Origin of the sequence: Nocardioides soli (genome assembly GCF_014191495.1) — a bacterium.
Taxonomy (GTDB): domain Bacteria; phylum Actinomycetota; class Actinomycetes; order Propionibacteriales; family Nocardioidaceae; genus Nocardioides; species Nocardioides soli.
Genome location: NZ_JACHWR010000002.1, coordinates 825,925 through 849,058 on the forward strand (window position 1 = coordinate 825,925; position 23,134 = coordinate 849,058).

23 protein-coding genes are annotated in these 23,134 nt (G+C 69.8%); 17 read left to right on the plus strand and 6 right to left on the minus strand.

Annotated features, from left to right (window positions below):
* Positions 1–63 precede the first annotated feature (63 nt).
* The 3 genes from FHU40_RS14430 to FHU40_RS14440 all read right to left on the minus strand — a co-directional run bounded on the left by FHU40_RS14430 (position 64) and on the right by FHU40_RS14440 (position 2,392).
* On the minus strand, positions 64–1,008 hold the full coding sequence (locus tag FHU40_RS14430; RefSeq protein ID WP_183592988.1) for a BMP family ABC transporter substrate-binding protein: 945 nt from the start codon (positions 1,006–1,008) through the stop codon (positions 64–66).
* A gap of 179 nt (positions 1,009–1,187) precedes the next feature.
* Positions 1,188–1,700, minus strand: a complete 513-nt coding sequence (locus FHU40_RS14435) for a hypothetical protein (RefSeq protein WP_183592989.1) — start codon at positions 1,698–1,700, stop codon at positions 1,188–1,190.
* A gap of 23 nt (positions 1,701–1,723) precedes the next feature.
* Positions 1,724–2,392, minus strand: coding sequence for a fumarylacetoacetate hydrolase family protein (locus FHU40_RS14440; RefSeq protein ID WP_183592990.1), 669 nt, complete (start codon positions 2,390–2,392; stop codon positions 1,724–1,726).
* Positions 2,393–2,549: 157 nt separating this feature from the next.
* Here FHU40_RS14440 and FHU40_RS14445 point away from each other — a divergent pair, with 157 nt between their 5' ends.
* The 17 genes from FHU40_RS14445 to FHU40_RS14525 all read left to right on the plus strand — a co-directional run bounded on the left by FHU40_RS14445 (position 2,550) and on the right by FHU40_RS14525 (position 21,358).
* Positions 2,550–3,545 carry an NAD(P)-dependent oxidoreductase gene (locus tag FHU40_RS14445; protein WP_183592991.1) on the plus strand — a complete coding sequence of 332 codons (996 nt, stop codon included), beginning with the start codon at positions 2,550–2,552 and terminating at the stop codon, positions 3,543–3,545.
* On the plus strand, positions 3,542–4,255 hold the full coding sequence (locus FHU40_RS14450; RefSeq protein ID WP_183592992.1) for a FadR/GntR family transcriptional regulator: 714 nt from the start codon (positions 3,542–3,544) through the stop codon (positions 4,253–4,255). The genes FHU40_RS14445 and FHU40_RS14450 overlap by 4 nt, the downstream gene beginning before the upstream one ends.
* Complete coding sequence (locus tag FHU40_RS14455; RefSeq protein WP_183592993.1) at positions 4,252–5,244, plus strand: hypothetical protein; 993 nt, start codon at positions 4,252–4,254, stop codon at positions 5,242–5,244. The genes FHU40_RS14450 and FHU40_RS14455 overlap by 4 nt, the downstream gene beginning before the upstream one ends.
* Before the next feature lie 100 nt (positions 5,245–5,344).
* On the plus strand, positions 5,345–7,186 hold the full coding sequence (locus FHU40_RS14460) for an AMP-binding protein (RefSeq protein ID WP_221199839.1): 1,842 nt from the start codon (positions 5,345–5,347) through the stop codon (positions 7,184–7,186).
* Positions 7,183–8,337, plus strand: a complete 1,155-nt coding sequence (locus FHU40_RS14465; RefSeq protein WP_183592995.1) for a thiolase family protein — start codon at positions 7,183–7,185, stop codon at positions 8,335–8,337. The genes FHU40_RS14460 and FHU40_RS14465 overlap by 4 nt, the downstream gene beginning before the upstream one ends.
* Positions 8,334–8,753, plus strand: coding sequence for an OB-fold domain-containing protein (locus FHU40_RS14470; RefSeq protein WP_183592996.1), 420 nt, complete (start codon positions 8,334–8,336; stop codon positions 8,751–8,753). Before FHU40_RS14465 ends, FHU40_RS14470 begins: the two co-directional genes overlap by 4 nt.
* A complete protein-coding gene (locus FHU40_RS14475; protein ID WP_221199840.1) occupies positions 8,747–9,970 on the plus strand; it encodes an MFS transporter in 1,224 nt (407 codons plus the stop codon). The genes FHU40_RS14470 and FHU40_RS14475 overlap by 7 nt, the downstream gene beginning before the upstream one ends.
* 65 nt (positions 9,971–10,035) lie before the next feature.
* On the plus strand, positions 10,036–10,413 hold the full coding sequence (locus FHU40_RS14480; protein WP_221199841.1) for a MaoC family dehydratase: 378 nt from the start codon (positions 10,036–10,038) through the stop codon (positions 10,411–10,413).
* A complete protein-coding gene (locus FHU40_RS14485) occupies positions 10,410–11,591 on the plus strand; it encodes an acetyl-CoA C-acyltransferase (protein ID WP_183592998.1) in 1,182 nt (393 codons plus the stop codon). Before FHU40_RS14480 ends, FHU40_RS14485 begins: the two co-directional genes overlap by 4 nt.
* A gap of 316 nt (positions 11,592–11,907) precedes the next feature.
* Positions 11,908–12,918 carry a BMP family protein gene (locus FHU40_RS14490; protein ID WP_183592999.1) on the plus strand — a complete coding sequence of 337 codons (1,011 nt, stop codon included), beginning with the start codon at positions 11,908–11,910 and terminating at the stop codon, positions 12,916–12,918.
* Between the two features lie 14 nt (positions 12,919–12,932).
* Positions 12,933–14,537, plus strand: a complete 1,605-nt coding sequence (locus FHU40_RS14495; protein ID WP_183593000.1) for an ABC transporter ATP-binding protein — start codon at positions 12,933–12,935, stop codon at positions 14,535–14,537.
* Positions 14,518–15,657, plus strand: a complete 1,140-nt coding sequence (locus tag FHU40_RS14500; protein ID WP_183593001.1) for an ABC transporter permease subunit — start codon at positions 14,518–14,520, stop codon at positions 15,655–15,657. Before FHU40_RS14495 ends, FHU40_RS14500 begins: the two co-directional genes overlap by 20 nt.
* Positions 15,657–16,583 carry an ABC transporter permease gene (locus FHU40_RS14505; protein WP_183593002.1) on the plus strand — a complete coding sequence of 309 codons (927 nt, stop codon included), beginning with the start codon at positions 15,657–15,659 and terminating at the stop codon, positions 16,581–16,583. Before FHU40_RS14500 ends, FHU40_RS14505 begins: the two co-directional genes overlap by 1 nt.
* Positions 16,584–16,949: 366 nt before the next feature.
* The gene (locus FHU40_RS29000; RefSeq protein WP_183593003.1) at positions 16,950–17,225 is read left to right on the plus strand and encodes a heavy-metal-associated domain-containing protein; all 276 of its coding nucleotides are present in this window, start codon (positions 16,950–16,952) and stop codon (positions 17,223–17,225) included.
* Positions 17,222–18,172, plus strand: a complete 951-nt coding sequence (locus tag FHU40_RS14515) for a hypothetical protein (protein ID WP_183593004.1) — start codon at positions 17,222–17,224, stop codon at positions 18,170–18,172. Before FHU40_RS29000 ends, FHU40_RS14515 begins: the two co-directional genes overlap by 4 nt.
* Positions 18,173–18,204: 32 nt before the next feature.
* Positions 18,205–20,502, plus strand: a complete 2,298-nt coding sequence (locus FHU40_RS14520; protein WP_183593005.1) for a heavy metal translocating P-type ATPase — start codon at positions 18,205–18,207, stop codon at positions 20,500–20,502.
* Between the two features lie 376 nt (positions 20,503–20,878).
* Positions 20,879–21,358, plus strand: coding sequence for an aminoacyl-tRNA deacylase (locus FHU40_RS14525; protein WP_183593006.1), 480 nt, complete (start codon positions 20,879–20,881; stop codon positions 21,356–21,358).
* Here the strand turns inward: FHU40_RS14525 and FHU40_RS14530 are convergent.
* The 3 genes from FHU40_RS14530 to FHU40_RS14540 all read right to left on the minus strand — a co-directional run bounded on the left by FHU40_RS14530 (position 21,352) and on the right by FHU40_RS14540 (position 23,066).
* Entirely contained in the window at positions 21,352–21,747 is a 396-nt protein-coding gene (locus FHU40_RS14530; RefSeq protein WP_183593007.1) for an ASCH domain-containing protein, read from the minus strand. The two genes, FHU40_RS14525 and FHU40_RS14530, sit on opposite strands and share 7 nt — an antisense overlap.
* Positions 21,748–22,044: 297 nt before the next feature.
* Positions 22,045–22,341: a DUF6980 family protein gene (locus tag FHU40_RS14535; protein WP_183593008.1), complete on the minus strand. Its 297-nt coding sequence runs from the start codon at positions 22,339–22,341 to the stop codon at positions 22,045–22,047.
* Positions 22,342–22,406: 65 nt separating this feature from the next.
* A complete protein-coding gene (locus FHU40_RS14540; RefSeq protein ID WP_183593009.1) occupies positions 22,407–23,066 on the minus strand; it encodes a Type 1 glutamine amidotransferase-like domain-containing protein in 660 nt (219 codons plus the stop codon).
* Positions 23,067–23,134: the final 68 nt, after the last annotated feature.

Below are 23,134 nucleotides of genomic sequence, written 5' to 3' on the forward strand. Positions count from 1 at the left end.
CCCTGATGGCTGTTGGTGGGCGGCGGGTGGTGCTCGTGCACCACCCGCCGCAAGTGATCCGGCTCAGGACTTGGGCCAGGTCGTGATGTGCTCGACCTCGAGCGAACCGGACTTCACGTCCTCGGTCACCGTCTCCGCGAGCTCGACGATCTTGGCCGCGTCGTCCTGGCGACCCGTGGCCTCACCCCACTTGGTCACCGGGTCGGTGGGGAAGAAGTAGCCGCCGTTCGTCAGGTCGATGAACGTGTGCTCACCGCCTTGGAACGTGCCGTCCTTGAACGTCTCACAGCCGAGATAGACGTTCTGGCCGAAGCTGCTGCCGACGTAGGAGACGAAGTTCTCCGGGGCCCGGTCGGAGTAGTCGCCGACATCGCCGATCACGAGAGCACCGCCTTCCACGGCACCGTCGATTACGCCCAGCTGCGTCTTCGCGGCGGCTGTGACGATGACGTCGATGCCGCGGCTGATCATCGCCTTGGCAATGTCCTTGCCCTTTGCGGGATCCTCGTAGGATCCGGCCACCGCCGCCTCGACCTGGATGCCCGGATCTACGCTCTTGGCGCCCTGGATCATCCCGTTCACGGCAGCCGTGATCGTCGGGTCCTGGTCCCCAGCGACGAATCCGATCTTGCCGCTGTTCGAGAGGGTCGCGGCAGTGGCACCTGCGATGTAGTAGGTGCTGTCGCCGCGGTACTCGGTGTCCCACACGTTCGGGACGGAGGCGCCCTCGACGTTGATGAACTGGTAGACGGCGCCGAACTTCAGGTCGGGATTCTCCGACGCCACGGTCTGGGTGGCTGGTGACATGTCGGGGAAGGTGGTGAAGATGAGGTCGTAGCCGTCCTGTGCGACCGCGCGGACGTCGTCCTCGTGTGCCGCCGACTCGATCGACTCGAAGGTCTTGGTCTCGAACCCGAAGTCATCGGCGCACCGCTGCAGACCGGCGGCCATATCGTCCATCGGCCCCTGGTCGCCGAAGCGCTGGTCGCCGATGAGTGCAACCTTCACCTCGGACGAGTCGCCGTCGGCACTCGGAGTCGCGTTCGCCGACTGAGAGGTCGCATCGCCCTGCGCGCAGGCTCCGAGGAAGATCGTGCAGACCGCCGTTGTGGCCAGGGTGCCTCTGGTCAACAGAGTCATCCGCGGTGACCGGGGCGCGGTCGGCACGTCAGCGCGTCGGCGCGTCATCAGTGCCCGCCCGGAACGAGCTCGTAGCGCCAGCGACAGACATCGTCACCGCGACCCGAGCACTCCGGCTGGGTCATCACGATCCGAGGGCTGACCGTCTCCAGGCAGCCGCGATCCCAGTCGGCGCAGATGTCGCATGCCTCGCTCGGGGCCTTGAGGTACTCGAAGGGCTCGTGGTAGGGCCAGACCTTCGCAGGGACGACGAACTCGTACACCTCGTCGGTGGCGATGATCTCCTCGTAGACGTACATGCCCGTGAGATCCATCAACTGGTGCGTGAACCTGCCCCATTCGGTGGGGCTGCAGTCCCTGCCCACCAGGTTGTGGGCGAGCATGTCCTCGCCCGTCCGTCGTCCGAGGTGCTTGAAGCCCTCGGTCAGAACCGGAAGCGACTCCGGGCCGTACTGGTTGTAGGTCGACGCGATCAGGGCGAACATCCCGACCTGCGGGTTCGTCCACGTCGGTGCCGCGGCGACAGGCATGCCGCCGAGCGGCTCCTTGCTGGTTGTCACGTGATTCTCCCTCTCTGTGCTGGTCACTTCTGGGCTTCTGCGATGACGGGGCTACTGAGTGTTCCGATGCCTTCGATCTCGACCTCCACCGTGCTTCCCGAGACGAGCCAGCGGGGTGGGGTGAAGGACATGCCGACGCCGCCGGGGGTGCCGGTGGCGATGAGGTCGCCGGGCCGCAGGGTGGTTGCCCGGCTCGCGACGGCGATGATCTCCGGGATCGTGAAGATCATGTTCTTGGTGTTGCTCCGTTGGACGACCTCGCCGTCGAGCCGGCAGATGATCTCGAGGTTCTGCGGGTCATTGAGCTCGTCCGCGGGGACGAACCGCGGCCCGACGGGCCCGAAGGAGTTGTAGGACTTGCCTCGGGTCCATTGTCCGTCGAGCGCCTGGTCGGCGCGGGAGCTGATGTCGTTGAAGCAGGTGTAGCCGGCGATGTGGTCGAAGGCATCCGCCGCCGAGATGTCGGTGCCCTCCTTGCCGATGATGACCGCGAGCTCTGCCTCGTAGTCCACCTTCTCGACACCGGCCGGGATGATCACCGGGCTGCCGTGTGGCACCAGGCTGCTCGGCCATTTGCCGAAGAGAACGGGTACCTCCGGAGGAGTCGCCCCCGACTCTTCCGCGTGGTCTCGGTAGTTCAGTCCGACACAGATGATCTTGCCGGGAACGTCGATGGGCAGGCCGTCTGACATGTGGGTCCTCTTGATCCAGGTGACGTGCTGGCTGCGGCCGATGCCGCCCTCGCACTGTCAAGTCCGATGACGAGGGAACTTAGAGAGGAGGTTGTCAGTTGTCAAGCAACTTGTCATCAAGTAACTTGTCGCCTGATATCTAGACGCAGGAGGTTCAGTGAGCGCGCCAACCACCAGATCCGTCGCGGTCGGACGCGGCAGCTTCGCCGTCGACGACCCCAGCTCTCCGGACGGTTCGATCGTCATCGAGCACGTGGACGTCGGCAATCGCGATGCCCTCGGTGCCCTTGACTGCGATGCACTCGTCGTCGGGTTGCAGCGGCTCGGCGCCGCAGAGCTCGAGGCCCTTCCGGATTGCGTGACGGTGGTGGGCCGGGCCGGCATCGGCCTGGACACGATCGATCTGGAGGCGGCCGAGCGCCTCGGCATCGCGATCGTCCACCAACCGAGCTACGCCACCGACGAGGTTGCCGACCACGCCACGGCGTTGGTGTATGCGCTGACTCGGCACGTCGTGCTCGGCGACGAGGTGGCGCGGACGGGTTGGCCGGGATGGGAGCGGTTCGGGGCCGTACCGAGTCTCGGCGAGAGCACGCTCGGGCTCGTCGGCTTCGGCAGGATCGGTCGCGCAGTCGCTGCCCGGCTCGAGCCCGCGGTCGGTCGCGTGATCGTCTTCGACCCGGTCGCGGACTCGGTGCCCCACGGCATCCAGCTCGTCGAGGATCTCGACACGGTGCTCCGGCAGAGCGACATCGTGTCGCTGCACTCGCCGCTCACCGCAGAGACCGAGAGGATGATCGATGCTCGCGCGCTCGCGCTCATGAAGCCCGGTGGGTTCCTCGTCAACGTCTCGCGCGGCGGCCTCGTCGACGAGCCCGCGCTTGCGGCCGCATTGAGCGAGGGGCGCCTGGCTGGTGCTGCGCTGGACGTTCTCAGTGCGGAGCCCCCGCCGGCGGACAACCCCATGCTGTCGGCCCCGCGCACGATCCTCTCCCCGCATGTTGCGTGGTTGTCGAAGTCGAGTCAGACCCGGCTTCGGGAGTGGACACTGAGGGATGTCGCAGAGGTCGCCCAAGGCGGATCCCCCACCTTCGGGCGCCTGGCGGTTCGCGGGTCCGCCGAGCGGCGTGCCCGGACGAGGAGCGTGAGATGACGTCCGCCACCCCCAGCTTCGGGGCCATCCCGCCGCGCCGCGCTGCCAGCGAGGTCATCGCGCAGGTCAAGGATCGCATCATCAGCGGCGCGCTCCGGCCAGGTGACCGACTGCCCAGCGAGCAGGAGCTCGCCGCGCAGCTCGGCGTCAGTCGCCCCACGGTGCGCGAATCGCTGCGTGCGCTGACCTCGATGAACATCATCGAGACCCGACACGGCGAAGGCTCCTTCGTGTCCTCGCTCAAGGTCAAGGACCTCATCGAACCCCTGAACTTCGTGCTACACGTCGATGACGACGCGATCTCCCATCTGTTCGAGGTCCGATCCTTCGTCGAGGCCGGGTCGGCACGGCTCGCGGCGACCCACGCCACCGCGGACGACCTCGACGAGCTGAACCAGTTGGTGGAGAGTTACGCCGACAGCATCGACGACCTTGAGCGGTGCGTGCAGCTCGACCTCGCATTTCACCGCAGAATCGCGGACTCCAGCAGGAATCCGCTGCTCGGTGAGTTGCTCGACAGCTTGGTCACCCTGTCGATGGCGAGCCGTCGACGGACCGGGTCCGACGTCCACACTCGTCAGTCCGCGGCACACGACCACACGCTGATCCTGCAGGCGATCGCGGAGCACGATCCCGACCGGGCTGAGCAGGCCATGCTCCGGCATCTCGAGCACGTGTCTCAGGGGCTGCGCAGCAAGGGGGAGCGGTGACCGAGCCGGGCTTCGCGCACGCAACCGACCGGCACCCGACGTTCACGAATGCGCACGCCCAGATGTGTGCGGTGATCACGGCGATCACCAGGGCCTGGGGCGACGACGGAACGGTGCTGGTCCGTGCGACCTACCGAGACCTCGGGCACCAGACGGGCCAGCAGATGATCGCCACGGGGGTCGTTCCGCCCGGTGCCGACCTGGAGACCTACGGCCGGGTGAGCGAGCAGATCATGGACATCTGCGGCCTCGAGGGGTGGACCCGGCTCCATCGTGACGACGCCGAGCATCGCACGGTGGTGCCTGGGTGCGCCGCCTACCTCCCGCTGTTCGAGTTCCTCGACGCGCCCCCGAACATCTGTTCGCTGCCGTTCGAATGGGATAACGGCTGCCTTGACGTCATCAACGCCGACCTGCAGATCTGGCCCACGACGTGCGCCTACCAGGGTGCCGAGGCATGTCACTACGTGATCTCGGCCCGCGCCGATTCGGCGGGCGCCCAGCTCGCACTGCCGGCGGTGGACAGCGTCGATGAGACCGTCGCCGTCCGGGACGAGCCGACGTGGACGAACCCGACCGCAGGCTTCCTCGCCCTGATCGGTGCTGTGGTCTCTCGCTATCACGACGAGGGGATGGGTGTGCTGCGGCCGGCACTCCACGCACTCGGCGTGCGTGCCGGACAAGAGGAGCTCGCCGACACGCCCTCGGTGCGCTCGGCCGCCGAGATCCTCGCGGCGCGATATCGCGCGGCTGGTTTCGTCGGGGTCGAGCTTCGGGTGCAGCCCGACGACAGCGTCCTGGTCGACCTTGGAGCGAACCCGTACGGGCCGGTCCTGGGCAGGTTCTCAGCGCGGGAGGCTGCGAGCACGCTTCTTGGTGCGTACGACGCGGGCTGGTCGTCCACGGTTCCCGGCCTCGAGTTGACGACCGTCAGCGACGGGTGGCTGCAGGACACCCCGGGTGTCCTGCGCCTGCACGCGGGGCTCTGAGATGGCGTCGGATATCGAGGGGCGGACCTGGAACCCGTCACCGAGCGACCTGCGTGACAGCCGGATCCTCGCGTTCGCCCGAGTACACGGCGTTGCGAGCGTGCCTGAGCTGGTGCGGCGAGCGGACGCAGACCCCGTCTGGTTCTGGTCTGCCGTCGCGGCCTGGCTCGGCCTCGAGTGGCAGGCCGAGCCGGTCGAGCTGGTCGACGACCTCGACCGCGGCCCGGACGCGCGATGGTTCGTCGGCGGTCGACTGAACATCGCCGACAACGCGGTCGACCGGTGGCTGCGGTGCGGTCGTGGCGGCGAGGTGGCGCTGCGTTGGAGCGGTGATGATGCGGGTGCCGTTGACTCGTGGACCTTCCGGGAGCTCGCCGTCGAGGTGGACCGCTTCGCGCGGGGACTCCTCGGGCTCGGCGTCGGGCCTGGTGATCGGGTGGGCCTGCAGCTGCCGATGGTGAAGGAGGCTGCCGTCGCATTGCTGGCGTGCGCCAAGATCGGCGCCATCAGTGTGCCGGTGTTCTCCGGCTTCGGTCCGGCGGCAGTGGTCGACCGGCTCCGGGCGGCGGAGGTGAAGGTCCACGTGGTTGCCGACGCGTACCGCCGAGGCGGGAAGCGGGTCGACGTCCGGAGTGCACTGGCCACTGAGCTGGCGCGTGTCCCAAGTCTGCGCAGCACCGTGGTGCTGCCGCTCGATGGGCCGGTGTCACGTGGCGTCGTCGGCTTTCCCGGGGAGATCGTCTGGTCGGACTTGCGCGTCGGCGCGAGCGTCGAACCCCTTGAGGCGGTTGCCTGCGGCGCCGACCACCCACTGCTCATCGCCTACACGTCCGGGTCGACCGGCCGCCCCAAGGGTGTGGTGCTGAGCCATGGTGGGTTCGCGGTCAAGGCAGGAAGCGACGCGGCGTTCGCCCTGAACCTCGGTCCTGGGGAGGTGGCGTGCTGGGTCACTGACCCCGGATGGATCATGTTCCCGATCACGCTCCTGGGCGGCCTGGTCGCGGGGAGCGCTACCGCGGTCTTCGGCGGTGCTGCCACGACCGACCTCTGGCGGTTCGTCCGCGACGCCGAGGTCACGATGCTCGGACTCTCACCCACACTGGTTCGGACCCTGATGGGCGGCGGGGCCGACCCGCGTGCGATCACCGCTCCTGGTCTCCGCCGCATCGCATCCAGTGGGGAGCCATGGACTCCGGACGCCTACGAGTGGCTGTTCGCAAGGGTCTTCGGCGAGCGGCTGCCCATCATCAACTACTCCGGAGGCACCGAGGTCTCCGGGGGGATCCTCGCCAATACCACCGCCGAGCCGATCCAACCCTGCGGATTCGCCACCTCCCTGCCGGGTATGTGCGCGGACGTCGTCGCCCCGGACGGGAGCACCGTCCCGAAGGGGATCGGCGAGCTCGTCCTGCGCCGGCCCTCGCCCGGGATGCCGCTCAGGTTCTGGGAGGATCCAGACCGGTACGCCGCGACGTACTGGCGAACCTGGCCCGGGATCTGGCACCACGGGGACTGGGCAGAGCGCGACGGCGACGTGTGGTACATCCGCGGACGGAGCGACGACACGCTCAAGATCGCTGGCAAGCGAGTGGGGCCCGCCGAGGTTGAGGGTGTGGTCAACTCCGTCGACACCGTCGTGGAGTCGGCGGCGGTCGGTGTCCCCGACGGCGTCAAGGGCGATGCCTTGGTCGTCTTCGCTCGGACCGATGACGGTCGGTCCGATGATGTGCAGCTCACGGCTCAGATCCACCAGGCGCTCGCCGACCGCCTCGGGCCGACGCTGCGTCCCCGCGCCGTCCACGTCGTCTCGGCGCTGCCGCGCACCCGGAGCGGGAAGATCCTGCGCCGCGTGATCCGCTCGGTCTACCTCGACGAGGCCGTCGGCGACCTCTCCTCGATCGAGGACCCGGCGACGCTCGACGCGATTCGAGAGCTGCGATGAGCGGCACTGCGATCGTCGGCATCGCGGAGCTGCCGCCGCGGCGGAGCACCCCCGGCACCACCACGCTGGAGCTTCTGGCGAAGGTTGCAGTCGCTGCGGTGGCGGACGCGGGTCTGGATCACCTCCAGATCGACGGGCTGGTGTGCGGGCCGCAGGTGGGCGAGACGCCGCAGCACGTTCCCGCCACCGTGGCCGAGTACCTGGGTCTGCGTCCCAGGTATGCCGGCATGGTCGACCTGGGTGGCGCTACCGCCGCGGCCATGGTGTGGCGAGCGGGCGCAGCCATTGCTGCCGGAATGTGCACGACCGTGCTGTGCTTGCTGGCGAACTCCCGCGATCCGGCGGCGCCGCGCCGCTCGCCCAACCGCAACCCGATCAGGGAGTTCGACGTGCCCTACGGAGCGAGCGGTGCGAACCAGGCGTACGCGATGGTGGCCCAGCGACACATGGCCGACTTCGGGACGACCACCGAGCAGCTCATGTGCGTGCCGGTCAAGGAGCGGGAGAACGCGCAACTCAACCCGGATGCGGTGTTCCATGGACGCACGATCACGCTGGAGGACGTACGCCGGTCGCCGATGGTGATGGCACCCCTGCACCAGCTCGAGATGGTGATGCCGTGCGGCGGGGGAGCAGCGCTCGTGGTGACCTCGGCCGAACGTGCGCGGGACCTCGCCCACCCGCTGGTCGCGATGCTCGGCGCCGGAGAGGCCGTGACCCACCGTGCCCTGAGCCAGGCGCCGTCCTTGACGACCTCGCCGTTGGCCGCAGCCATCGACCAGGCGTATCGCCAGGCTGCGATCGGACCGAACGACCTGGACCTGCTGGCGGCCTACGACTGCTACTCCATCCTGCTGCCGATCACGGTGGAGGACGCAGGGCTGTGTGACAAGGGAGAAGGGGGGCCCTGGGTGGCTGAGCACGACTTCTCCATCGCCTCAAGGCTGCCGATCAACCCGCACGGCGGGCAGCTGGCGTGCGGCCAGGCGGATCTGTCGGGCGGGATGGGTCACGTCGTCGAGGCGGTGAGACAGCTCCGCGGCGCGGCTGGAGCCCGCCAGGTCCCGAACGCCGAGCTCGCGCTCGTCACCGGGAACGGTGCCACGTTCAGCGAAGAGGTGGCCCTGGTGCTGGCGGCGGGTGAACGGTGAGCGGCGAACACGACGAGGTCCGTGTCCCGCAACGGGTCAGCACACCGCTGACGGCGCCCTACTGGGAGGCGGCGGAGAAGGGCAACCTGCTCGTGCAGGTGTGTATCGACTGCGGTCGACTGCAGCTCTACCCCGGAGCGGTCTGCCGCGGCTGCTGGTCGGAGCACCTGCGGTGGCGCAGCGTCGAGGGCTCCGGCACAGTCTGGACGACGACGGTCGCGGAGGTCCCGGGACATCCCGCCTGGCGGGACGCGGTGCCGTACTGCATCGCGATCGTCGAGCTCGACGAGGGCCCCCGGCTGTTGACGAACATCGTGGGCTGCGACCCCTACGCCGTGGGCGTGCGACAGCGAGTCCGCCTCGTTCGCGCGGGTGACCACGAACCGGGCCCGCCCTTGAGGTTCATGCCTTGCTGACTGCTGCACTGGCGCACGCGAGCACGTCAGTACGACAGCGTCGACTGATCGCGGCATCTCAGGTCGCGGCGCTCGGCACCTGGTTCTCGGCCTCTGCTGTAGCGCCCGCTGTCGCAGCGGAGCTGGGCCTGACAACAGGGACGTCCGCGCTGCTGACGTCCTCGGTACAGATCGGCTTCGTCGTGGGCGCGGTCTCGTCGGCAGTGCTGAACCTCCCAGATCGCCTTCCGCTCCCCACGCTCTACGCAGTGAGTGCCCTCCTCGCCGCCCTGAGCACCGCGGTGTTCCCGGCCCTGGCCCACGACGGAGTGGCCGCGGTGGCACTGCGCATGCTCACCGGCGTGTTCCTGGCGGGCGTCTATCCGGTGGGCATGAAGCTCACGGCGTCCTGGGCGCCACCGGAGGTCCGCGGCCGAGCCTTCGGGCTGCTGGTGGGTGCCTTGACCCTGGGCTCGGCGGTGCCGCACCTGATCCGAGTCGCCGAGCACCTCGCCTGGCCGGCGGTCATGTACGGCGCCGCCGCGATCGCCACCGCCGGTGCCGTCCTTGCGCGCCTGACCATCCGTGTCGGCCCCGGCTACGAGAGCCGCCCGCAGGCGCTCCAGCCGTCCTACGCCTTCCGCATGTTCGCCGAACGCCGTCCGCGACTCGCGAACCTGGGCTACTTCGGCCACATGTGGGAGCTCTATGCGTTCTGGACCTGGCTGCCCAGCTTCATCACCGCGAGTCAGCTCTCCCGCAACGGCAGCGCCGACGGCCGGGTCAGCCTCCTTGCCTTTGCGGCGATCGGCCTCGCCGGTGTCGTCGGCTGTCTGGTCGGCGGCTGGGCGGCCGACCGGGTCGGTCGGGCACCTACCGCGATCGCGGCTCTGGCGGTGAGCGGGAGCTGCTGCCTGCTCTCGCCGCTGTTCTTCGGGGGGACCCTTGCCGTGCTCGCGGTCTTCCTGCTCGTGTGGGGAGCCGCGGTCATCGCGGACTCGGGTGTCTTCTCGACCGCGTTGAGCGAATCCGTCGACAGCCACCTGGCTGGCACCGCTCTCACCGCGCAGACCGCGGTGGGGTTCTCACTCACCGTCGCGACCATCCACCTGGTGCCCGTGCTGGCCGCACTCGGCTCGTGGCGCACCGCCTTCGTCGTACTCGCTGCCGGCCCCCTCGTCGGCTGCCTCGCCATGCTCCGCTTCCACGCCATACCGACACAACGACCGGTCGCCTGACCAGACCGGAGATGGAGGACCCCGTGAACGACAACGCACGTGCAGCCGTCGGAGACACCGCAGAGATGACCCGAGTCGTCGGCCCCGACGACATCAGCCTCTTCACCCAGATCAGCGGTGACCGCAATCCGTTGCACTACGACGCGGAGCTCGCGGCGAGCTCGCGCTTCGGCGAGATCGTCGTCCAAGGTGGTGTCACGAGCGCGATCCTCAACGCCGTCGTCGCCGAGAAGCTGCCCGGGCCGGGGACGGTCTTCCTCAACGTCGGTTGGGACTTCAAGGCACCGGTCCGTCCCGGCGACACGATCACCGGACGTGTGGAGGTCATCGCAGTCCGCGAGGACAAGCCGATCACGACCCTCAAGACGTCCGTGACCCGTGGGGACGGCACGGTCGTGCTCGAGGGGACGGCCGTCTGCTACACGATGGACCTGAGCCGATGATGGGCACGACGACACCGTCGTCGGTCCCGGTCCTGGCGTCGGTGGCCCGCACCCCGATCGGACGATTCCGGGGAGCACTGCAGGACGTCTCGGCCGTCGACCTCGGCGCCGTGGCGATCCGCGGCGCGTTGGAGCGACTGCCGACAGCGGTGAGCCCGCAACGCGCCTTCCTGGCGAACGTCGTTCAGGCCGGCAATGGCCAGAATCCGGCTCGCGCGGCGCTCCATCGAGCAGGGCTCCCCCTGACGGTGCCTGCGACCACTCTCAACGACGTCTGCCTGGCCAGCCTGACCGCCGTTGGCGTGTCCGCGTCCATGATCCGCAGCGGTGAGCTCGACTGCGTGCTGGTGGGTGGATTCGAGTCGATGAGCCGCACCCCGCACGCTGTCCGGATCCGTGGAGCCAAACCGTACGGAGACGCCGAGCTCACCGACCTTCTTGCGCACGACGGCCTGACCTGCTCACTCAGCGGGGAGGGCATGGGCACGATGACCGATGTCGTCAACGCGCGCCTCGGGATCGGCCGGCGAGAGCAGGACGAGATAGCGGCTGCCAGCCACGAGCGAGCACAGCGGGCGATGGTCGACGGGACGCTGGCCCGCGAGCAGGTCGAGTGTGCCGGCCTCGACCGAGACGAGGGCATCCGACCCGAGACGACGGTGACGGGCCTCGGTCTGCTGCGTCCAGCCTTCACCGCGGAGGGGACCATCACCGCAGGCAACGCCTCCCAGATGTCCGACGCCGGAGCCGCCGGAGTCATGATGAGCGCCGGCTATGCGCGTCGGCACGCCATCACGCCACTCGTGGAGGTCGTGGGTCATCGGACCGTGTCCGGTCCGGACACCTCGCTGCATACCAAGCCGTCGGCGGCCGCCAAGGCGCTCCTGCAGCAGCATGGAATGGGCGTCAGAGATGTCGACGTCTGGGAGATCAACGAGGCGTTCGCCAGTGTGGTCATCGCCTCGATCGACGACCTCGGCATCGACCTGGCCCACGTCAACGTCAATGGTGGGGCCATCGCACTCGGCCACCCGCTCGCCGCCTCCGGTTTCCGGATCCTGGCCACGCTCGCCCTCACCATGGTCGACCGGCAGCTCGAGTACGGAGTCGCCACCATGTGCGGTGGCGGGGGACAAGGGGGAGCGGTGCTGCTACGACTGACCCCGGGGGCCGTCTGAGCGCTGCGACGCCGGCGCCATCCACGCCATCGCCGACTCCTCGAGACGCCGCTCACCAGAACACCGGTGGCAAGTACGGGCACCGCGACGCCTTCCGTCTCCCGAACGAGGAGACGTCGGGATCGGCGCGGGCACGTCGACCATGCCGACCTTGACCTCGTTCCGGAACCCAACTCGGGCGGCTCGGTGTCGGTGGGCACGCCGCGCCACGCGAGCACCGCCGCACCCATTGACCTCGTTGCCGGGCCTCCGTATGGTGCTTGCCACATTCTATTTCGCATGCAAGATGCGAGATCTCAAAATCCCAGGAGTCCTGATGAAGCGGATCTTGGCCCTTCCGTTCGTCGTCCTGCTCTGTCTCCTCGCGCTCGCGGCGTGCGGAACGACGTCAGCGGACCAGAAGGAGAAGGAGGGCAGTGGTGAGCAGTCCGACGGCGGCCAGCCGAAGGTCGCCGCACTGTTCACGCAGTTCGTCGACCAGGGCAACTGGGACGTCACCGGCTACCAGGCGTACGAGGACATGTGCTCGACGTACGACTTCGACTGTGACTACGTCGAGGAGGCGAGCTACGAGCGCGCCCCGGCCCTGCTCCGGCAGTACGCCCAGGACGGCTACGCCATGGTCATCACCCACTCCAGCGGCTACGCGGCCGCGATCCAGGAAGTGGCGCCGGAGTTCCCGAACACCCAGTTCGTGCTGTTCTCCTACGCCACCGACACCGGGGGCCTGAAGAACTTCAGCGCCTGGTCGGTCGACTGGGACCAGGCCGGCTACCTCCAGGGCGTCATCGCCGGGCTGTCGAGCAAGGCCGGCAACATCTCGATCGTCGGCGGCGAGCAGATCCCGTCCACCGAGCGCGCGATGGCCCTTGCCGAGAAGGGCGCCCAGTCGGTGAACCCCCAGGCGAAGGTCTCCCGCGTATGGACCGGCACGTTCGTCGACGTGGCCAAGGCCAAGCAGGTCGCCGCGCAGGCCATCGACGGCGGCGCGGACTTCGTCATCCCGATGGCGGACCTCGCCGGCCAGGGTGTGCACCAGGCGGCGGAGGCCGCCGGCGCCCTGAGTCTGGGCGAGTACATGGACGAGAACTCCAAGTACCCCCAGGCGATCGTCACGAGCATCACCGTCGACATGGCCGGCGCCTACGACCAGATCGGGGCGGCGTACACGAACGGCGAGCTCGAGGGTCAGATCGTCCAGATGGACGCGCAGAGCGGTGCGTTCGACTTCGCACCGTTCCACAACGTCGACGCCGAGGTGGAGACCGCCGCCCGGAAGGTGCTCGACGGCCTGAGCGACGGCTCGACGAAGGTCCCCTCCGTGTGAGAGGGGGCGAGGACATGTCGGGTCCGAACGACGGCGACGCCGCGCTCCTGAGCCTGCGCGGCGTCTGCCGGTCGTTCGGCACGACGAAGGCCGTGCGCGAGGTCGACTTCGACGTCGTGGCCGGCACCGTGCACGCCCTCCTGGGCGAGAACGGCGCCGGCAAGTCGACCCTGATGAACGTCGTCTACGGAGTGCATCCCGCCGACCGGGGCACGATCGCCATCGGCGGCGAGCCGGTCCGCATCGAGTCCCCACGGCAGGCACTCGAGCGGGGCATCTCGATGGTGCACCAGCACCACCAGCTGATCCCGTCGCTGACCGTCGCGGAGTCGATCGCGCTGGCGTCGCGGAACACCCCCTGGCGCTACGACCGGAGGAGCGCGGCGCTGCAGGTGACCCGGCTCGCCAGCAGGCTCGAGCTCGAGCTCGACCCCGAAGCCCGGGTGGGGGAGCTCTCCCTGGGAGACCGCCAGCGGCTCGAGATCATCTCCGCGATCGACCGCGACTCCCAGATCATCATCCTCGACGAGCCGACCGCCGTGCTCGCGCCGACCGAGGTCGAGCCGCTGTTCGACCTCCTGCGGGGGCTCGCCGACGACGGCCGGGCCATCATCCTGATCACCCACCGGATGCGGGAGGTCTTCGCCGTCAGCGACGCCATCTCGGTGATGCGGAAGGGCGAGCTCGTCGCGACGCTCGCCACGAGTGCCACCGACCCGAACCAGGTGCTCGATCTCGTCATCCCGCAGCGGCACCGGCTCGCGGAGACCTCCAGCGCCCCGGGCGTCGCGGAGATCGAGGACGTCGACAGTGCGGAAGGCGACCTGAACCTGGTCGCCGCCCACCTCCGGCCGGGGCGGGCGACGCCGGGCCCGGACGCCCTGGTCGTCGACGCGCTCGAAGTGGCTCCCGCGCCCGGCACCACGGGCCTGTGCGGACTGTCCCTGACCGCGCGGCAGGGAGAGATCCTGGGGGTCATCGGTGTCGAGGGCAACGGCCAGCACGAGCTCGTGGAGGTGCTCGCCGGCATCCGGATCGCGGACGGTGGCCACGTGGTGGCCTGCGGCGAGCCGCAGACACGCGGCAGGCTGGCGCCGCACACGGCGGTCGTGCCCGAGGACCGGCACCGCGAGGCCCTCGTGCTGGATCTGTCGAGCGAGGAGAACCTCGTGCTCCCGATGCTGGACAGGTACAGCTCAGTGGGGCTGCTCAGTCGCAGTCGCATGCGCGCCGACACCCGTGCCGTGATCGAGGACTACGCCGTCGTCACCGCCTCGGCGACCGCGCCGACGCGATCGATGTCGGGTGGCAACCAGCAGAAGCTCGTCCTGGCCCGAGCGCTGGCCCAGTCGCCGAAGGTCCTGGTGGTGAGCCAGGCGACCCGCGGTCTCGACCCGGGGGCCACCGCCGAGGTCCTGCGGCGCCTTCGCGACGCGGCGAACGCCGGGACAGCAGTCGTCTTCATCGGCAGCGACCTGGACGAGGTCGTCGAGATCGCGGACCGAGCTGTGGTCATGTACGGAGGCCGAATCGTCGGTGAGAGTGCCGATCCGGACGCGAGCCGGGACGTCCTCGCCGGCCTGATGGTGGGGGCGGACCGTGACCCAGCGCGAGACTGACACCCGCAGCGGGACCGAGGTCGAGCCCAGCAGGGCTCCGGATCCCGTTCGCGGGGGCGACCGGGCGCGCAGCGTCGAACGGCTGGCTCGGCTCTTCGACCGTCCGTGGCCCTCGATCATCGCCGCCTTCGTGGTGAGCCTGGGCATCGGCCTGCTCCTCGTCGTCCTCGCGGGCGGTACGGCGGCGGAGGCCGTCGACGTCGCCTACCGGTCCACCGTCGGCTCCCAGCAGGGGATGATCGACTCGCTCGTCTACACGACTCCGAGGCTCCTGGTCGCGGTCGGCGTCATCGTGGCCCTGCGCAGCGGGCAGTTCAACCTGGGGGCGGAGGGCCAGCTCCAGGTCGGCGCCATCGGGGCCGCCCTCGGCGGTGCGTTCCTCGCCCCCTCGATCCCGGGCCCCCTCGCACTGCCGGTCTCCCTCCTGCTCGCCATGGTCTTCGGCGCCCTGTGGGCGGGCCTCGCGGCCGTCCTCAAGGTCTGGCGCGGCTGCGACGAGCTGATCACGACACTGCTGCTGAACTTCATCGCGATCTATCTGGTCCAGCTGATGGTGCAGGGGGCGATGAAGGACCCGTCCAGCACCTTCAACCAGTCCAAGCGGGTCATCGCCGTCGCGGAACTGCCGCGGTTCGGGTTCACGCGGCTGCACTACGGCATCGTCATCGCGGTCGCCTGCGTCGTCCTCGTCTGGTTCCTGCTCGACCGAACGGCCCTGGGCCTGCGCCTGCGCAGCGTCGGCTACAACCCGGTCGCGAGCCGCTACCAGCAGCTCCGGGTCGGCCGGCTCACCGTCGCCGCGATGCTGATCTCGGGCGCCGTCTGCGCGCTCGCCGGCGCAGGGGAGACGCTCGGCGTCCAGTTCCGCCTGATCCAGGGATTCTCGTCCGGGTTCGGCTTCGAAGGCCTGGCGATCGCCTTCCTGGCCAGCCTGCGCCCGGGGCGGGCGCTGGTCATTGCCCTCATCTTCGGTGGCATCTTCAGTACGGCGACCCGACTCCAGCAGGAGCTCGGCGTGACCGCGTCCCTGGCCTACGTGGTCGAGGGCCTGCCGATCGTGCTGCTGGCCTGCGCCGCCGGGGCGCAGGCGCTTCGGGCACAGCGAAAGGGCATCGCCTGATGCACAACCTCGTCGAGTCCTTCTTCTGGGCCAGTGCGATCGCGCTGGCCGCGCCGATCCTGCTGGCCGCGCTCGGTGAGACCTTCGCGCAGCGTGCCGGCGTGTTCACCATCGGGATCGAGGGCCTGATGCTCAGTGGCGCCTTCGGCGCCGCGGCCGTTGCATCCTGGTCGGGCGACGTGATCGTCGGCTTCGCCGGCGCCGCCCTCGCCGGCGCCGTGCTCGGCGCGCTCTACGGGGTCGCTGTCGTGCTCTTCCGTGCGGACCAGGTCGTCGTGGGCATCGGGTTCAACCTGATCGTGCTGGGCGCGACGAGCATGCTGCGACGCGGGTTGTTCCCGACCGGAATGGAGGTCCCGAGCACCTCGGCGCTGGACCGGCACGAGCTCCCGCTGCTCGGAGACCTTCCGTGGATCGGCGAGGTCCTCTTCGACCAGAGCCCGATCGTCTACGCCCTCTATGTACTCACGCCCTTCGGCGTGTTCCTGCTCTTCCGCACCCGGGTGGGGCTGCTCGTCCGTGCGGTCGGCGACGGCGCCCTGGCGTCGTCGGCGGCCGGCATCCGGGTCCCGCGGATCCGGATGTGGGTCATGGTCGTCAACGGAACGCTTGCCGGTGCTGCGGGTGCGACCCTGGTCCTGGTCAACGCCGGGGGCGTCTTCGTCGACAACCTGGTCGACGGGCGCGGCTACCTCGTGCTCGCGCTGACGATGTTCGCTCGCTGGCACCCCGGCTGGGTCGCGCTCGGGGCGGTCCTGTTCGGCGCCGCCGACGCGCTGCAGTTCATCGCCCAGGCGACCTTCGGCGGCCACGTGCCGACCGCGGTCTTCCTGATGGCGCCCTACCTCCTGGCCCTGGCCGCCTGGGTCGTGATGGGCAAGCGCTCGCGTGCCCCGTCGGATCTCGGAGTCCCGCTGCTCGCCTAGTGACCCGAACTTGAAATCCGCACCCTATGTCGCACCCCGAGCACGCCCCTCGCGGCGTTGGCAGAGCTTGAGATACGCCCGGTAGCCCTGCGCTCCGCCGCCTGGCGAGGCACGCACTCGGAGCACGACCTATGGCACGGATTTCGCGTCCGGGTCACTAGGCCGTGCTGCGAAGAGAGGCCTCGTCGCACCGGCGAGGCCTGGACCGCGCACCGACACCCTCCGGGTCGGGTGCGTCGATCGCCCGCGCATCGTTGCCGTTCGGGTGAGCCGCGTCACTCTGTCTTGATTACCCCTAGGGGGTACCCACTAGTCTCGTCCATATACCCCATAGGGGTATATGGACCACGATCAGAGGAGAGCACCATGTCCGGTTGCTGCAGTACCAACACCCACCAGGCCGTCGAGATCGAGGACACCCGTACGTCGACACGGCCCGCCGCGGAAGCGTCGTACACCGTGGCCGGGATGACCTGCGGACACTGCGTCTCCTCGGTCACCGACGAGGTCGGCTCGATCGACGGTGTCCGTGACGTCGTCGTCGATCTGGCCTCCGGTGCGCTGACCTTCGGCTCCGACCAGCCCATCCCTCGCGCCGCGGTCGACGCCGCGGTGCGCGAGGCGGGCTACCGGCTCGCATGAACGCCCCGACCCGGCTCGCGGCGTACGGCGTGGGACTCGCGGTCGTGCTCACCGGCGGCTGGCTCGTCGGTGAGCGCACCGACCTGGGCGAGGTCGAGCCGGCGGTCGCGAGCCACTCGACACACAGCAGTTCTCAGAAGGGAGCAGCAATGGAACCCATGGCCACCACCGAGGAACTGCCCGGGGGACTGCAGGTCTCGGCGAGCGGGTACACCCTCGACCTTGCGCCGACCGGGTACCGCGCCGGCCGGCGGGAGGTCGGCTTTCGGATCACCGGCCCGGACGGAGAGCCCGTCACCGAGTACGAGAGGTCCCACGAGAAGGACCTGCACCTGATCGCTGTCCGCCGCGACTTCTCCGGCTTCCAGCACGTCCACCCGTCCTTCGATGCCGCAACCGGCACCTGGTCGGTGGAACTGGACCTGAGTCCCGGGGCGTGGCGGGTCTTCGCCGACTTCGTCCCTGCCGGGGGCGAGGGCCTGACCCTCGGGGCCGACCTCGCCGTCGCCGGCGACGCGGGTGCGCAGCGCCTTCCCGAGCCGACCCGCACGGCGACCGTCGGCGGCTTCACCGTCACCGTGACCGGTGACCTCGTGACGGGCGAGCACTCCGCGCTCGACTTCGAGATCAGCAAGGGCGGGGAGCCGGTCACCGACCTGGAGCCGTACCTGGGTGCCTACGGCCACCTCGTCGCGCTTCGGGAGGGCGACCTCGCCTACCTGCACGTCCACCCAGGCGGCGAGCCCGGCGACGGGGTCACCTCGCCCGGCCCGACTGTCGACTTCGGGGCCGAGGTGCCCAGCTCCGGTCGCTACCACCTCTTCCTCGACTTCAAGGTCGACGGAGTCGTCCACACCGCACCGCTCACCCTGGACGCCGAGTCCACCGCGGCCGACGCCGCCAAGGGCGCCGGCGAGCCGGCCCACTCGAGCGACCACCGGCACTGAGCCATCACCACGAGAGGCACGAGGAGCGCCAGATGAGCACGATCGCCGACACCGTCGGCACCCCAGCCCCCGCAGGGACCGATGTCGAGCTGCTGTTGACCGGGATGACCTGCGCCTCGTGCGCCAACCGCATCGAGCGCAGGCTCAACAAGCTCGACGGCGTCACCGCCACCGTCAACTACGCCACCGAGAAGGCGAAGGTCACCGTTGCCGACGGCGTGACCACCGACGACCTGGTGGCGGCGGTCGAATCGGCGGGGTACGGCGCGAGGCTGCCCGAGCCGCCCAGCGCGGCCGACGACGGCGCCTCCCGGGCGGGCGGCTCCGTCGACGACGAGGCCGACCGCGCTCTGCGGGCGCTGCGCAACCGGCTCGTCGTCTCCGCGCTGCTGAGCGTCCCGGTGATCGCGATGGCGATGGCGCCGGCGCTGCAGTTCACCAACTGGCAGTGGCTCTCCCTCACCCTGGCCGCGCCGGTCGTGATCTGGGGTGCCCTCCCGTTCCACCAGGCGGCCTGGGCCAATCTCAAGCACGGCACCGCGACCATGGACACGCTGGTCTCGATGGGTACGACGGCCGCCTTCGGGTGGTCGGTCTACGCGCTGTTCTGGGGCGACGCCGGGGTGTCGGGGATGACCCACCCGTTCGAGCTGACGATCGAGCGCACCAGCGGAACCTCGAACATCTATCTCGAGGCCGCGGCCGGCATCATCACCTTCATCCTGTTGGGCCGCTACATCGAGCACCGGTCCAAGCGCAACGCCGGCGCGGCCCTGCGTGCCCTGCTCGACATGGGCGCACGAGACGTCAGCGTCCTGCGTGACGGCGTGGAGCAGCGCGTGCCGGTGGCGCAGCTCGCGGTGGGCGACCTGTTCGTCGTCCGGCCGGGGGAGAAGATCGCCACCGACGGCGTGGTCGAGGAGGGTCGCTCCGCGGTCGACGAGTCGATGCTCACCGGCGAGTCCGTGCCGATCGAGGTCGGCGCGGGCGACTCCGTGGTCGGCGCGACCGTCAACGCCTCGGGCCGCCTCGTCGTGAAGGCGACCCGGGTCGGCGCCGACACGCAGCTGGCCCAGATGGCCAGGCTGGTCGAGGACGCCCAGACCGGCAAGGCCGCCGTCCAGCGGCTGGCCGACCGGATCTCCGGCATCTTCGTCCCGGTCGTGATCGCGGTCGCCGTCGGCACCTTCGGGTTCTGGCTGGGCAGCGACGCCGGCGTCGCGGGTGCGCTGACCGCGATGGTCGCCGTGCTGATCGTGGCCTGCCCGTGCGCGCTCGGCCTCGCGACCCCGACCGCGCTCATGGTCGGCACCGGCCGCGGCGCCCAGCTCGGCATCCTCATCAAGGGGCCCGAGGTCCTGGAGCAGACCCGCAAGGTCGACACGGTCGTCCTCGACAAGACCGGCACCGTCACCACCGGCGAGATGAGCCTGGCCGAGACCCACGTGGCGGTCGGTGAGGACGTCGCCGAGGTGCTGCGCCTCGCCGGTGCGCTGGAAGATGCCTCCGAGCACCCGATCGCCCGCGCCATCGCCGACGCGGCCCGCGAGGCAGGCGACCTCGGGCAGGTGGAGGACTTCGCCAACGTCGAAGGGCTCGGTGTGCAGGGCATCGTCGACGGTCACGCCGTCCTGGTGGGTCGTCCGCAGCTGCTCGCCGAGTGGTCCCAGCACCTGACGGACGATCTCCAGGGCGCCTTCGACGACGCCTCCGGCCGGGGCCTCACGGCCGTGGCCGTGGGCTGGGACGGCCGGGCCCGCGCGGTGCTGGTCGTCGCCGATCAGGTCAAGGACACCTCGGCCGAGGCCATCCGAGAGCTGCGCGGGCTCGGCCTCCGGCCGATCCTGCTCACCGGCGACAACCAGCGGGTCGCCCGTACCGTCGCCGCCCAGGTCGGGATCGACGCCGAGGACGTCTTCGCCGAGGTCCTGCCCGGCGACAAGGTCGACGTCGTCAAGCGGCTCCAGGCCGAGGGGCGGGTCGTCGCCATGGTCGGCGACGGCGTCAACGACGCCGCCGCCCTGGCTCAGGCCGACCTCGGCCTCGCCATGGGCACCGGCACCGACGTCGCGATCGAGGCCAGCGACCTCACCCTGGTGCGGGGCGACCTGCGGGTCGCGGTCGACGCCATCCGGCTCTCCCGCAGGACGCTCGGCATCATCAAGAGCAACCTCTTCTGGGCCTTCGGCTACAACACCGCCGCCATCCCGATCGCGGCCGCCGGCCTGCTCAACCCGATGCTCGCCGGTGCGGCCATGGCCTTCTCCTCGGTGTCGGTGGTGGGCAACAGCCTGCGGCTCAAGCGGTTCCGCAGCTCGCTGGTGGGTTGAGGACGCACGGCGCGGCACCCCGGGAGGACACGCGGGGTGACCTGTGGAATCGCCGGGCTGGGTCGGCCGACGCCGGGTGTCCACGGCCTTCACCGATTCACCGGCTGCCCGGGGAAACGACGAGACACGCCGGCGCCCGGCCGGGGTGGTCAGGGAATGCGAGTGCGACACGCCGGGGAACGACGGCGTGTCGCACTCGGTCTGCCTGACACCGGCGAGCGGCTCCACGGGTCGGCGATGAGTCGGCGCTGCTCCACGCGCACCTCGCGGGCGGTCTGGGCACTAGTCTGCTGGGCACGGTGTGCGATCGACGCCGTCGCGACCGCGTCGCTGACCGACATCCGCACGCGACGGCCGGCCGGCGAGGAGGAGAGCGATGACCAGCCCGGGTGAGGCACGGGCCGCGGTTGCTCTCACGGCCGCGGGCATCGACCACACGATCGTGCGGCACGGCCCCGTGAGGTCGTTGGAGGAGGCGGCTCAGGCGCGAGGGGTCACCCCCGACCGGGTCATCAAGACCCTGGTCGTACGACGCGGCGCGGACGACTACCTCTTCGTCCTGGTCCCTGGTGACCGGCAGATCTCCTGGCCCAAGCTGCGCACCCTCCTCGGGGTGAACCGCCTCTCGATGCCCGACGCCGAGACGGCCCGCGAGGTGACCGGCTACGAGCGCGGCACCATCACGCCCTTCGGCTCGCTCCGCCCGTGGGCGGTCGTCGCGGACGCGCGGGTCGACGGCACGGTGTCCATCGGCGGTGGCGCCCACGGGGTCTCCGCGACCGTGTCCGCCGCCGACCTGATCCGAGTCCTGGGTGCGGAGGTCGCCGACGTGACCGACCCGGCCGCTGCTCAGTGACTGAGGACGAACCTCAGGCAGACGATGGGAGTGTCGACCTCGACCGGGGTGCCCAGGCCCTCCCAGTGGCGACGGTGGCCCGCCCGCCACTCCTCCAGGTCGGCGTCGCCCTCCCCCTCCGCCATGGCGAACGCCCACGGGACCTCGCCGAAGGCCAGCACCTCGACCCCGGTCACCTCGACCGTGCCGACCTGCTGGCCGTCATCGTCGAGGAGGGCAAGACGTTCGCCGACATGCTCGATCGGCTCGCCTTCCTCCTCGTACTCGCTCCGCAGGTCGGCCGTCGCCTGCTTGCGCCCGTCCAGCACGAGAGCGTTGAGTCGCGCGCGCAGGTCGCCCGGCGTCCCGAGCTCGAGGGCGCGGAGGCCACCGACCCTGGGCCAGGTCATCGGGACCCGCCCGAGTCGGCCCGACGGCGCGGTTGCATGCCGTGGAGGTGTCGCTTGGCGCGGCTCTCGAACATGTTAAGAGTATCGGCGAGACTTGACATGTTCGGTCGATGTGTTAGCTGAGCATGCATGTCACCGCATGTCGCCGTGCGTCTCCGCACGGATCGCGGCTGTGTGCTCCTCGATTCCGGTCGGTCCCGGTCGAGGTCCGCGGCAACACTCGCGTGCCGACCGAGACGCGCCTCCCGTCCTGAACGGCATCGCTCTTCCGAGGCCACCGTCAGCAACCAGGCCGACTCACGGCGATTCGAGCCGTCGCCACCAGGTGTCGTCGCGGTACTCGGCGGGTAGCTCGTCGACGGCGGTTCCGATGTCCACCTCCAGTGGCTCGAGTGCGTCGAAGTACTCATCGCGCAGTGAGCGGGGGAGCTCAGCGCCACACCAGGGACAGAACTCGATGACCTGGAGCGCGCGATGGCCGGCGACGAGCTCGATCCAGTACTCCCGGAAGCGATCGGTGTAGCCGATCGGCAGTCGGCTGTCCTCGATGAACGTCCGCATCTGAGGACAGTCGTGCGGCAGGTACCCGGGCATGGCGCAAGTCTGCCGCTTGGTCGGCGGTGCTCGACACAAGGGCGAGCCGTGAGGCCGATGCTCGGCTACGAGCGGAGCACCTTCCAGTGTCCCTCGGAGACGACCTCGACGGTGCCGTCGGTCACCGCGATGGCCGTCTGGTCGTCGATGGCGTACGCCGGCCCCGCGATCTCGCGCGCCCATCGCTCGGCCTCGGCCAGGGTGTTCTCCGGCACCTCGTCGAGGTGCGGGAAGATCGAGAAGTCGACGACCCCGAGCGTCCGGTCGTCCGGCGCGGAGGGCCACTCGACGAAGTCGGCGCCGATCCGCGGGGTGAGCACCATGCTGCCGGCGCTCAGCCCCACCCAGACGGTGTCCCGCAGCGACGGCAGGAGGTCGGCGAGCCCGGACTGCCGCATCCAGTGGCACAGGTACGTCGCCTCGCCACCGGCCACCAGCAGGACGTCGGCGTCGCGGACCCAGGGGACCCACCGCTCCTCGTCGATGCTCGGCAGCGCCGTCAGCTCGAGCACGCCGAGCGACCGCCAGCCCAGGTCGCACATCGGCAGGTGGCTGCGGCCGCTGACGAAGCGCCACGCCGAGTCCGGCCCACACATGGGATGGCCGTACTGAGCGGTGGGGATGCAGAGGGCGCGGGCCTCCGCGATCGGCTTGTCCAGCAGGCCGACCAGCGCGTCGTGGATGCTCGGGTTCGTGACTCCCGCGGACGTGAGCAGCAGCCTCACGATCGCCTCCTCTGCAGAGCGGTGGTCTCGCGCTCCTCGAGGTGAGGAGCGCGGTGCATGGGAAGACT